Consider the following 12,571-nt stretch of genomic DNA (forward strand, 5'->3'; position numbering starts at 1 on the left):
ATGAACGCAGTCTTGGTGTTGTGAATGCTATGAGTGAAGAAATTGAGCTGAAATTTATTGTTCATCCCGACAGCGTTGAATCGCTGCTGACGCAACTGTCTGAATGGGAAAGTGATTATAGCCAGTATGAGCACATGCGTGCTCAGCGCCTGAGCAATATCTATTATGAAACGGCGGATAATTACTTGCGCCGCAATGGCATCGGCCTGCGTATTCGTGGCGAGAATGAACGCTACGAGATGACGGCGAAAACGGCTGGTAAGGTGATTGGCGGGCTGCATCAACACCCAGAATATAACATTGAGCTTGAGAAGGCCGAGCTGGATCTCAGCCTGTTTCCGGCGGAAGTCTGGCCGGAAGATTGCGATATTGACGTGCTGCAATCATCGGTTAACCCGCTGTTTAGCACCGATTTTACGCGTGAAAAGTGGGTGTTTACTTACTACCAAAGCGTGATTGAGGTTGCGCTAGATCGTGGTGAAATTCGTGCTGGGGATCTGAGTGAACCGCTGTGCGAACTGGAGATGGAGCTTAAGATTGGGCAGACCACCCATCTGCTGGAGCTGGCAAAGGAAATCGCGGAGTTTGGTGGTATGCGGCAGGGCAGCCTGAGTAAGGCGGCGCGCGGGTATCATCTGGCTAAAGGCAACCCGGTTCGCGAGTGTCTTCCTCTCAATCGATTGGTTGTGGATCCAAAAACCAATATCGATCAGGCCATCCGCGCGGCGCTGGAACTAGGGTTGAGTCATTGGCAATACCATGAAGAACTTTGGGCTAGAGGGGATTCCTCTGCGCGTGACGCTCTGCCACAGGCTAGCGCACTGATGCGTGAAATGCTGGTGCTGGTCGGCGGCGTCGTGTTACGCAAGGTCACCACGCTTTTTCGCTCTGCACTTGCTACTCTGGAAAGCCGGATACAAAGCCCCGATGGCGCTGAGGTGTGTTACCGAGCCGACTACCTGCAAAGTAAGTTGGTACTAACTTCCTGGCTGGTTGAATCTGGCTGGTGTGACTATATGGATAAGAAAGATCGCATTAAGCTACAGGGTTCGTTCAAACGCTTTGCCGACATTATGCTCAGCCGTAGCACGGCTGAGTTGAAAAGTGCTTTCTCTTCTCAATTGACGGAAGCGCAGTACGAACAGCAAATCCCCCGCTTGCAACGTAATCTCTACGCTTTTCTTCTCTTATCCGGAGCCTATCCGACGGAGCAAGTGGAAGCCTACGTCGAACACTGGCAGACACTGCTGCGGGAAATTGAGCGGATTGCGACTGGGCAGGCTCCCTCTGTGTATCTGGAAACCTATCGTAAAACCGTGTTGACCCTGCCTCCGTTCTGGCTGCATAGCGGCGGACCCTCACAGTAACCGTTAACTGCCGCTTGTCAGTGAAGATAGGCGGCGCATCAAGGGAACCCCCATGTCGATACTTCCTTTGCCCGCTTTACCTGTGCTTCTGATGGAACAATCTCAGCGTGCGTTGTCGCGTTTGCGAGAGGCTGCGCCTGATGAACCGATAACAGACAGCGACGCGGCTGTTCTTGCATTGAGTGATTTTGTCAGCGATGCGCTTGCGCTGCATCCTGACTGGTGGCAGGGGATTCATCAGCAGCCGCCACAGCCCGAAGAGTGGCAGCACTACGCCGACTGGTTGAGTCACGCATTGGCCGATGTTAAGGATGAAAATACGTTGATGGTGACCTTGCGTCAGTTTCGCCGCCATATGCTGACGCGGATTGCGTGGTCGCAGGCGCTGCAAACCAGTACCACGGAGCACACGCTGCGCCAACTCAGTGAACTGGCCGAAGTGGTGATTGTGGCGGCCAGAAGCTGGCTATATCAGGCCTGCTGTCGTGAGTGGGGTACACCTTGCAATGCTCAGGGTGTGGCTCAGCCTCTACTGATTCTGGGTATGGGAAAATTGGGTGGGGGAGAGCTTAACTTCTCTTCGGACATCGACCTGATCTTCGTCTATCCCGAAAATGGTCATACGCAAGGCGGGCGGCGCGAGCTGGATAACGCGCAGTTCTTCACACGTCTGGGGCAGCGGCTTATTAAGGTGCTGGATCAGCCAACCGTCGATGGCTTTGTTTACCGTGTGGACATGCGGCTACGCCCCTTTGGCGACAGTGGTCCACTGGTGCTCAGTTTCGCGGCCATGGAGGATTATTATCAGGAACAGGGGCGCGATTGGGAGCGCTACGCGATGGTTAAGGCGCGCCTGATGGGAGGAATGGACGATGCGTACAGTCAGGAACTACGTAGTACGCTGAAGCCCTTCGTCTTTCGTCGCTATATTGATTTTAGCGTGATTCAGTCCTTGCGAAATATGAAGAGCATGATTGCTCGCGAAGTACGTCGTCGTGATTTGCGTAACAACATTAAGTTAGGCGCTGGTGGGATTCGTGAAATCGAATTTATCACGCAGGTTTTCCAACTGATTCGCGGTGGGCGTGAACCGGGGCTACAGGGGCGTTCACTGCTGCCTACGCTCCAGCATGTGGGAACCTTGGGGTTATTAACTCCGCAGCAGGTGCTCGATCTCAGTACTTCTTATCTGTTTCTGCGCCGTCTGGAAAACCTGTTGCAGGCGATTGCCGATGAGCAGACGCAAACGCTGCCGAGTGATGAACTGAATCAACAACGACTAGCATGGGGGATGGGTCTCGACAGCTGGGACACGCTGCAATCCATGTTGTCACAGCATATGCAGGCGGTGCGCCACGTATTTGATGACCTGATTGGCGATGATGCGCCGGACAACAATGATATCCCCGAACATAGCAGCTATAGCAGCCTATGGCATGACACGCTGGATGATGGTGAACTGGCTCCGCTGACGCCGCATCTTACGGAATCCGTGCGTGAAAAACTGATGCGGACGATTGTGGAATTTCGCCACGATGTGGCGAAACGCACAATAGGGCCGCGTGGGCGGGATGTACTGGATCAGCTCATGCCGTGTTTGCTCGCGGAAGTTTGTGCTCGTCAGGAGGCGGATACAGTGTTGTCTCGCCTGACCCCACTGCTATTGGGGATCGTCACTCGAACTACCTATCTCGAACTGTTACTAGAGTCTCGTGCTGCTCTGGCTCAGTTGATTCGTCTGTGTGTGGCTTCGCCGATGGTTGCCAGCCAACTGGCGCGTTATCCCCTTCTGCTGGATGAATTGCTGGATGCATCAACGCTGTATCATCCGACGGCACCGGGCGCATATGTTGATGAGTTGCGTCAGTATTTGATGCGCGTCCCTGAGGAAGATGAAGAACAACAGTTGGAAGCCGTTCGCCAGTTCAAGCAGTCACAACAGCTACGCATCGCCGCAGGAGATATTGGTGGCGTACTGCCGGTGATGAAAGTGAGCGATCACTTAACGTATTTAGCGGAAGCGATTATCGCGGCAGTGGTTCAGCAGGCGTGGGCACAGATGGTGGAGCGTTATGGCCAACCATCCCACTTGCAGCATCGTGAAGGCCGTGGTTTTGCCGTCATTGCCTATGGCAAGCTCGGGGGCTGGGAACTGGGTTATAGCTCCGATCTGGATTTGGTGTTCTTGTTGGATTGCCCATCGGACGTGATGACGGATGGCGAGCGCAGTATTGATGGTCGCCAGTTTTATCTGCGCCTTGCTCAGCGTGTGATGCATCTGTTTAGTACCCGCACGTCATCGGGCATTCTGTATGAAGTGGATGCCCGTTTGCGGCCATCGGGCGCGGCTGGCATGTTGGTAAGCACGGTTGAAGCGTTTGATGATTATCAGCGTAATGAGGCATGGACGTGGGAACATCAGGCGCTGGTGCGCGCGCGTATGGTGTACGGCGAAAGTGGCGTGCAGCAGACATTTGAGTCTATCCGCCGCAGTATCCTCTGTGCAGAGCGTGATGCGGATACTTTGCGAACCGAAGTGCGGGAAATGCGGGAAAAAATGCGTCAGCATTTAGCGAACAAGGACAAATCACTCTTTGATATCAAAACGGATGCGGGCGGCATTACGGATATCGAATTTATCGCCCAGTATCTGGTGCTGCGCTACGCCGCTGAGGAACCGCGTTTGACTCGTTGGTCAGATAATGTGCGTATTCTGGAGCTGATGGCACAGTATGGCGTGATGGATGAGAGCGAAGCCAACGCGCTCAAGCTGGCCTACGTTACGATGCGCAATGAACTGCACCATCTGGCTTTGCAGGAACTGTCCGGACGGGTTAGCAAGGATCGGTTTGTGGCGGAGCGTGAGCAGGTGTTGGTGAGTTGGAATAAATGGCTGATGGGCGTGTAAATTCCCCAATATATGTGGTCAAACGCTCAGCGAAGATATTCGGAGCGGTGACGTGTAATCATAGTGCCTATGATATTATTACGCGCATTATGCGAAATAAGCCTGGAGTAGAGGATGAAAGTGACGCTGCCTGATTTCCGTCAAGCGGGTGTGTTAGTGGTTGGTGATGTCATGCTGGATCGTTACTGGTATGGGCCAACCAGCCGAATTTCACCAGAGGCGCCGGTGCCTGTGGTCAAGGTTGATACGATCGAAGAGCGTCCAGGTGGCGCGGCGAATGTCGCAATGAACATCGCAGCATTAGGGGCGGGATCGCGTCTGGTAGGGCTGACGGGGGTTGATGATGCTGCACGTGCACTGAACGCCAAACTTGGCGAAGTGAATGTGAAGTGTGACTTTGTCTCTGTTCCTACGCACCCGACGATCACCAAGCTGCGCGTACTGTCACGCAATCAACAGCTGATTAGACTGGATTTTGAAGAGGGTTTTGAGGGGATTGATCCTCAACCTATCATCGAGCGTATCCAACAGGCACTGCCGAAAATTGGCGCGTTGGTGCTGTCTGACTATGCAAAAGGCGCATTAGCACATGTACAAACCATGATTCAGACGGCAAAAGCGGCTGGCGTTCCAGTACTGATCGACCCGAAAGGTACGGATTTTTCCCGTTACCGCGGTGCGACGCTGCTGACACCGAACCTGTCTGAATTTGAAGCGGTCGCTGGACGTTGTAAAACGGAAGAAGAACTGGTTGAGCGCGGTATGCAGTTGGTGGCCGATTACGATCTGTCCGCGCTACTGATCACTCGTTCCGAACAAGGAATGACGCTGCTACAGCCGGGTAAACCACCACTGCATTTGCCGACGCAAGCGCAGGAAGTGTATGACGTGACCGGTGCTGGCGATACCGTAATTGGTATTCTGGCTGCTGCGCTGGCGGCGGGGAATCCGCTGGAAGAAGCCTGCTTCCTGGCAAATGCCGCCGCAGGCGTTGTTGTTGGTAAGTTGGGAACATCAACGGTCACGCCGATTGAGTTGGAAAATGCTATCCGTGGCCGTGCCGACACCGGATTTGGCGTAATGACCGAAGAACAGTTGAAACAGGCCGTTGAGCTGGCGCGTCAGCGTGGCGAAAAAATTGTGATGACCAACGGCTGCTTCGATATTCTACATGCAGGGCATGTGTCCTATCTGGCAAATGCCCGCAGACTTGGCGATCGGTTAATTGTTGCGGTCAACAGCGATGCCTCAACTAAACGCCTGAAGGGGCCGACTCGACCGGTAAACCCGTTGCCGCAGCGGATGATCGTGCTGGGTGCGCTGGAAGCTGTCGACTGGGTTGTGCCGTTTGAAGAAGATACGCCGCAGCGCCTGATTGCCAGCATTCTGCCGGACATTTTGGTGAAAGGCGGAGACTACCAGCCACATGAAATCGCCGGTAGTGAAGAGGTCTGGGCCAACGGCGGTGAAGTGAAAGTCCTGAACTTTGAGGACGGTTGCTCCACGACAAATATCATCAACACGATTAAAGCCAGCACGTCTCAATCTTAAACGAAATAAAACTGACGGCGCTCGAACTGTTTCGAGGCCGTTCAGGCCGCAAGCTAATGATTCTCGCCCTGCCTACCACGGGCGAGAATCATAAAAATCATGACGCCGACAGGGCGACACGTCAGATAAAACAGGTATGAAACCAGTGAAGAAAGAACCAGCCGAAGTGAATGTGGCCGCACTGCGGGCAGCGGAGTTGCGCCGGGTCTTACGCGATCACGAATACAAATATCACGTTGAAGATGCACCTGAAATTCCTGATATCGAATATGACAAACTCATGCAGGAACTGAAGGCGTTAGAAGCCGAGCACCCAGAACTGGTGACGAGTGATTCTCCTACGCAGCGCGTTGGTGCGGCACCACTGGCCGCATTTGAACAGGTTCGCCATGAAGTGCCGATGCTATCGCTGGATAACGTATTTGATGAAGAAAGCTATCTGGCTTTCAGCAAACGAATTGGTGACAGGCTGAAGAACGGTGACGATCTGACATTCTGCTGTGAATTGAAACTGGATGGTTTGGCTGTCAGCCTGTTGTATGAGGATGGCGTTCTGGTACAGGCGGCCACGCGCGGAGATGGCACGACTGGGGAAAATATCACCAGTAACATCCGTACCGTTGGGGCTATCCCATTGCGCCTTGAAGGTGACAATATTCCGCGCCGTGTTGAAGTCCGCGGCGAAGTGTTTATGAAACACAGCGGCTTTGAGAAGTTAAACGAAGAGGCTCGCCGTACAGGAAGTAAAGTCTTTGCCAACCCGCGTAACGCCGCTGCTGGATCGCTGCGCCAGCTCGATCCACGCATTACGGCTAAACGCCCGCTGACCTTCTTCTGCTATGGCGTTGGCCTGTTGGAAGGCGGTGAACTGCCCGCGAGCCACTGGGAGCGGTTGATGCAGTTCAAGGCGTGGGGGCTGCCAGTTAGCGACAGAGTTAAGCTATGCACCGGTCCGGCCGAGGTACTCGATTTTTATCGTCATATTGAACAGACGCGCAGTGCGTTAGGTTTTGATATTGATGGCGTCGTTGTCAAAGTTGATTCGCTGGCATTACAGGAACGATTAGGGTTCGTTGCCCGTGCGCCTCGCTGGGCGGTGGCATTTAAATTCCCCGCGCAGGAACAACTGACCTGGGTGCGCGATGTCGAGTTTCAGGTTGGGCGGACGGGAGCGATTACTCCCGTTGCGCGTCTGGAACCGGTCGCCGTGGCGGGTGTAATCGTTAGTAACGCGACGTTGCATAATGCCGATGAAATTGAGCGGCTAGGTTTGCAGATTGGCGATCGCGTGATTGTGCGTCGGGCGGGGGATGTGATCCCTCAGATCGTCGGCATCGTGGAATCTGAACGGCCCGAAACGGTGCAACCGATCGTTTTCCCTGCGGCTTGCCCTGTATGTGGATCTGACGTTGAACGAGTGGAAGGGGAAGCTGTCACGCGTTGTACCGGTGGCTTGATCTGTGGTGCCCAGCGTAAAGAAGCGCTGAAGCATTTTGTCTCTCGTCGTGCGCTGGATGTTGAGGGCATGGGAGACAAGATCATCGATCAACTGGTGGAAAAAGAGTACGTCAAAACACCAGCCGATCTATTTCGCCTGAGCGCTGGGATCATGACGGGGCTGGATCGCATGGGGCCGAAGTCCGCGATGAACTTGGTCAATGCGCTGGAAAAAGCGAAAAGCACCACGCTGGCGCGTTTCCTGTATGCGTTGGGAATTCGTGATGTTGGCGAATCGACGGCTGCCAATCTGGCTGCCCATTTTGGTTCGCTGGAGGCGCTTTTTGCTGCCGATGAAGACGCGCTGCTGGAGGTGCCGGATGTCGGTAAAGTCGTTGCCGCGCATGTGCGTCACTTCCTTGAGGAAGAGCACAACCAAACCGTGATCCGCGAACTGACCGATCCCGCTGGCATCAACATCCACTGGCCCGACGTTCAGGTCGTCAATGCCGAAGAGATCGACAGCCCATTTGCGGGGAAAACGGTGGTATTGACCGGATCGCTGAGTGTTTTGTCCCGTGATGAAGCCAAAGATCGGCTAACGGCGTTAGGGGCAAAAGTGAGCGGCAGCGTTTCGAAGAAAACCAATATGGTGATTGCCGGTGAAGCCGCAGGTTCTAAACTGGCGAAGGCGCAAGAATTAGGAATTACAGTAATCGATGAGGCGGAAATGATCCGTCTATTGGATAATCACGGTGACGTAAGATCGTGATAGGAGAAACACGGGATGAGGTTTCCAAATGGGGCCTCGCCTCATGGTCGCTCTGTGTATCTCGAACCTGAAACGACGAAGCTATTGGGAGTGAAGGCGGGTGGAAAAAGAAGACCTGATAGAGATTGCCAGGATGCAGATGCCTTTTGGTAAATATAAAGGGCGGGTGCTGATCGATTTACCGGAAGAGTACCTGCTGTGGTTTTCCCGCAAGGATGAATTTCCTCAGGGGCGTTTAGGGGAATTGATGCAAATTACGCTGGCAATCAAGATAGAGGGTCTGCAAGGTTTGGTAACGCCACTGAAAAAACGCTGATTGTCGCATTTCGCCCTGATTTTTTACAGGCAGTACCGCGAACGTCTGCGGTATTGCCTATAAGTTCATCGGAGTTATTTCCTTACTCTCTTGCCAGAGATATTGATGAAATGATGTCAGTTAACTGCCGTACACGTTAATCGCGCTGTGCAGTCGCCTTGCCTGAAGGTTTAGCCCTTCAGCGGCTTCTGTTGAATGCGTAACCATGTCGGTGTTGCGCTGCGTCATTTGTTCTATCTGTGCGATAGAGGTATTGATCAGGCCGAGTGCTGAGGTTTGTTCATGCGTTGCGTTGCTGATCTCTTTGATCATCGTGGAGACCTGCAAGACTTCATCAACAATGTCGCTGATATGTTTGCCCGCGTTTTCGACCATCGTGCTGCCCTGTTTCACACTTTCTACGTTGGCGTCGATCAACGTTTTAATCTCTTTGGCCGCAGAGGCGGAATGCTGTGCCAGATTACGGACCTCGGCAGCCACCACGGCAAACCCTCGTCCTTGTACGCCAGCGCGGGCGGCTTCAACCGCTGCGTTTAACGCAAGGATATTGGTCTGGAAGGCAATGCTGTCTATCACGCCAATGATATCAACGATTTTATCGCTGGCGCTGGAGATGGAATCCATCATGCCGATGGTTTCCTTCATAATATTGCCACCTTTAAGGGCGGTACTGCTGGCGGCCTGTGCCATGGTTGTGGCTTGTGCCGCTGTTTCTGCACTTTGCTGCACGGCAACGGTGATTTCTTCAATGGCGGCGGCGGTTTGTTGCAGATTCGCCGATGTTTCTTCTGTTCGGGTATTCAGATCGACATTGTTTTTTGCCAGTTTATGGCTGACGCTGGTGATGCCCTTGACCTGCGTACTCACGTCATCGACAAGCGAGTGTAGGTTCAAGCCAAACTGGTTAACGGAGCGTAGCAACAGGCCAATTTCGTCTACTCGATTGAGATGGATATGCTTTACTTTACGGCCAGATACCACATGCTGAGCCTGCTTCAGTATCATCCTGATTGGCTGTGCAATTTGCTTTTGCAGAAACTGATCCATGATGACGATGAGTAGTAGCGTCAGTGCCAGCAGCCACAGTGGATTCATGCCACTGAAAGCACACAGTGCAGGGATGAGCCCCATAGCCAGTACCGTGATACGCAAGCGCCAGCGAACGGATAATTTCTGCAAGATTGACAGCGGAGAAAAGAGCCCGGTGCGAACGACCAGCCCTTTATAGAACTTGCGGCTACCCGCCTGTTTCTTTTGCACGGCGCTATATAGCATTTCGGCCGCTTTTATTTCTTCGGCATTGGGCGTGTTACGTACCGAGATATAGCCCGCAAGCTGCTCTTGCTGGTAAACCGGTGTCACGTTGGCGCGAACCCAGTAATGGTCGCCGTTGTTACGACGATTTTTAACTAATCCAGTCCAGCTATCACCTTGTTTCAGCGTAAACCACATGTCGGCATAGGCTTCAACGGGCATGTCTGGATGGCGCACAATATTGTGAGGCTGGTTGATGAGTTGCTCTTCAGAAAAACCGCTAACCTTAATGAAGGCAGAGTTGGCATAGGTAATGTGGCTGTGAATATTTGTTGTGGACATCAATATGGTGTCCATGTCTAACAGATACTCCTGCTGTGTGACAGGTGTATTCAATCTCATTAGAAACCCCGGCGTACGCATCCCGCTCAGTTTCCAGGTTCAGCCATGCTGGCTGCTTTTCTCGCCCCAGCCGCTCTGGTTATTCCAGTGGCTGAAACGTTACAGGGCTGCCGCGTGACGATACGTGAAATCTGTCAGGCATATTGCTGTGTAAATAATCAAATTATTCAAATAGGTATACTGAAATTTTTTGGGTGTCTTACTCGCTTAATAAAATAATACCCTGCATCATTTATAATGAGCGGATTATTGACCCTATATTGTGCGTGATGGCATTTTGTAACTATATGTTTGTAACAAATAATTCATCAGTGTTAGCACGCTTTTTCAGCATGCATAAATTTATGATGAGCACGATTACCTGTCAATTGATTCATTTTATTGGCAATAAATAATCAGAGAAAAAATGATTAAAAATAAGTGGGGAGCACATAGCGGATTGACTGAAAATGTGTCTTGGATGGGAGTAAATGACAATAGGAAGAATTTATTGTTAACTTCTTTTTATTTTTTCTTTGCGTTAATGAAATTAAATGTTACTGCGTTGATGTTTGTTGTTTTAATTACTGCCTTTTCTCTATTTTTATTGAGGCTGAATTTATTGTAGATCAAATAATGCCATCCGCAGGCCAGATAATGGCTCTGGCCTGCGGAAAAAGATAATCAGGTTACCGGGGCCGGGTTGAAAACGGCGAGGGCGTTATGAAGCCCCCATTGATCGGACCAGGTTTTTTTCTTTCCGCTGGCGATATCTAAAATGAAGTGAAAAAGCTGCCAGCCAACGTCTTCGATTGTCGCCTCTCCGGTAGCGATTGTACCCGCATCAATATCCATCAGGTCGTGCCAGCGGTTTGCCAACGCTGTACGGGTCGCCATTTTGATCACGGGTACGGCAAGTAGGCCATAAGGCGTGCCGCGACCGGTGGTGAATACCTGTACGGTGATGCCGGAAGCGAGCTGCTGGGTTCCACACACAAAGTCGCTGGCTGGCGTTGCCGCATAAATCAACCCGCGTTTGGTAGGGCGCTGACCGGGGGACAGAACTTCGACAATCGCGCTGGTGCCAGATTTGGCGATGGATCCGAGCGCTTTTTCCACCACGTTCGCAAGGCCACCTTTTTTGTTGCCCGGCGATGGATTGGCGCTACGATCGGTCTGGCCGCTGTCGAGGTAGTTATCGTACCAGGCCATCTCTTCCAACAGACGTTTACCGACCTCTTCGTTGATGACGCGCGGTGTTAACAGATGAATGGCGTCGCGCACTTCGGTTACTTCAGAGAACATGACGGTTGCGCCGCAGCGTACCAGCAGGTCGGAGGCAAAACCAACGGCTGGATTTGCGGTGACGCCAGAGAAAGCATCGCTACCGCCACACTGCATGCCGACAACCAATTCTGATGCCGGACAGGTTTCGCGCTGACGTTTGTTCAGTCGTTGCAGGTGCTTATCTGCCATCATCAAAATGTCATCCACCATCGAGCGGAAACCAACGTGGTGTTCATCCTGCAAGCGGACAATACTGGTGTCTTCGAGAGAGATGACCTGTACATCTGGCGTTCCTTCCAGCAGGCGCTCAGGCTGTAATTTTTCACATCCCAGACCTACTATCAGTATTTCGCCGCCAAAATTCGGGTTCAGCGCCAGATTGTGAATAGTGCGGATGGGAACGACCGCGGCAGGGGCATTGATTGCCACGCCACAGCCATAGAGATGATTGAGCGCGACCACACCATCCACATTGGGATACTTGGGTAATAAATCTCGTTCGATAATTTTGACAACATAGTCGACTACACCCGCGACGCAGTGCACGCTGGTGGTAATACCCAACAGATTTTTCGTACCTACGCTGCCATCGGCGTTGCGGTAGCCCTCAAAGGTGTAGCCTTCCAGCGCAGGAAGAGAAGGCGGAATTTTGGTCGCCAGCGGCAGGGTGTCCAGTGCAGGTGCCTGAGGTAATTCGACCAGAGATTCATCAATCCAACTACCTTTGGCAATATCGCGCAGCGCATAGCCAATAATTTCGCCATAGCGGATGATTGCACCTGATTTGGCGATATCAACAAGAGCAACTTTATGACCCTGTGGAACATGTTCAATTAATTCCAGATTATCATTAAACCGGATTCCGGCACGTAAGCCATTATTATTAACAACAATGGCAACATTATCAGAATCGTGAACCTTAATATAAAGTGGCTGCTCTTGTGCAGCATTACTTTCTGATTTATCTGACATGATGCAAGCCTTTATTATTTGTTTATCAGAAACGCTGTGGTAGCTATTACCACACTATTACTTCATTGCTCGCTAATGAGTATACGTGAGGTTCACTTCTCGTACATTATGCAATTGACCTAAGCCAGCGCTTTTTGTTTCTGATTTATCGGGCGAAGGACCAGTTTTTGGTGAGTTTGATCACATTCTGTCTGCGCACTGTTTTTAGGACGGAAATGAAAATAATGTGTATGAATGTAAAAAGAGAATAACGGCGCTTTTCGTGAAACACCTCGCACTATATAGGGCAAGTGCACCAACATATTCCAAAGTACATTTTTAATGTT

The 12,571-nt window shown here is 51.8% G+C and carries 7 protein-coding genes; 5 read left to right on the forward strand and 2 right to left on the reverse strand.

From position 1 onward, the window contains the following. Positions 1 to 29: 29 nt before the first annotated feature. The 5 genes from KP22_RS11785 to KP22_RS11805 all read left to right on the forward strand — a co-directional run bounded on the left by KP22_RS11785 (position 30) and on the right by KP22_RS11805 (position 8,351). Positions 30 to 1,367 (forward strand): CYTH domain-containing protein, encoded by a 1,338-nt coding sequence (locus KP22_RS11785; RefSeq protein ID WP_039324415.1) that lies wholly within the window; start codon positions 30 to 32, stop codon positions 1,365 to 1,367. 52 nt (positions 1,368 to 1,419) lie between these two features. Beyond that, entirely contained in the window at positions 1,420 to 4,275 is a 2,856-nt protein-coding gene (glnE, locus tag KP22_RS11790; RefSeq protein WP_039324418.1) for a bifunctional [glutamate--ammonia ligase]-adenylyl-L-tyrosine phosphorylase/[glutamate--ammonia-ligase] adenylyltransferase, read from the forward strand. A 114-nt stretch (positions 4,276 to 4,389) separates the two neighbouring features. Continuing rightward, positions 4,390 to 5,826, forward strand: a complete 1,437-nt coding sequence (gene hldE / locus KP22_RS11795) for a bifunctional D-glycero-beta-D-manno-heptose-7-phosphate kinase/D-glycero-beta-D-manno-heptose 1-phosphate adenylyltransferase HldE (RefSeq protein WP_039306616.1) — start codon at positions 4,390 to 4,392, stop codon at positions 5,824 to 5,826. A gap of 136 nt (positions 5,827 to 5,962) precedes the next feature. Then, complete coding sequence (gene ligA / locus KP22_RS11800) at positions 5,963 to 8,035, forward strand: NAD-dependent DNA ligase LigA (protein ID WP_072012576.1); 2,073 nt, start codon at positions 5,963 to 5,965, stop codon at positions 8,033 to 8,035. Between the two features lie 100 nt (positions 8,036 to 8,135). Continuing rightward, the gene (locus tag KP22_RS11805; RefSeq protein ID WP_039306618.1) at positions 8,136 to 8,351 is read left to right on the forward strand and encodes a DUF3820 family protein; all 216 of its coding nucleotides are present in this window, start codon (positions 8,136 to 8,138) and stop codon (positions 8,349 to 8,351) included. A 120-nt stretch (positions 8,352 to 8,471) separates the two neighbouring features. Here the strand turns inward: KP22_RS11805 and KP22_RS11810 are convergent, their stop codons facing one another. Next, complete coding sequence (locus KP22_RS11810; RefSeq protein WP_039324473.1) at positions 8,472 to 10,007, reverse strand: methyl-accepting chemotaxis protein; 1,536 nt, start codon at positions 10,005 to 10,007, stop codon at positions 8,472 to 8,474. Between the two features lie 663 nt (positions 10,008 to 10,670). Next, positions 10,671 to 12,245 carry a galactarate dehydratase gene (garD, locus tag KP22_RS11815; RefSeq protein ID WP_039306621.1) on the reverse strand — a complete coding sequence of 525 codons (1,575 nt, stop codon included), beginning with the start codon at positions 12,243 to 12,245 and terminating at the stop codon, positions 10,671 to 10,673. Positions 12,246 to 12,571: the final 326 nt, after the last annotated feature.

It is taken from the genome of Pectobacterium betavasculorum (genome assembly GCF_000749845.1).
In the GTDB taxonomy this organism is placed as follows: Bacteria; Pseudomonadota; Gammaproteobacteria; order Enterobacterales; family Enterobacteriaceae; genus Pectobacterium; species Pectobacterium betavasculorum.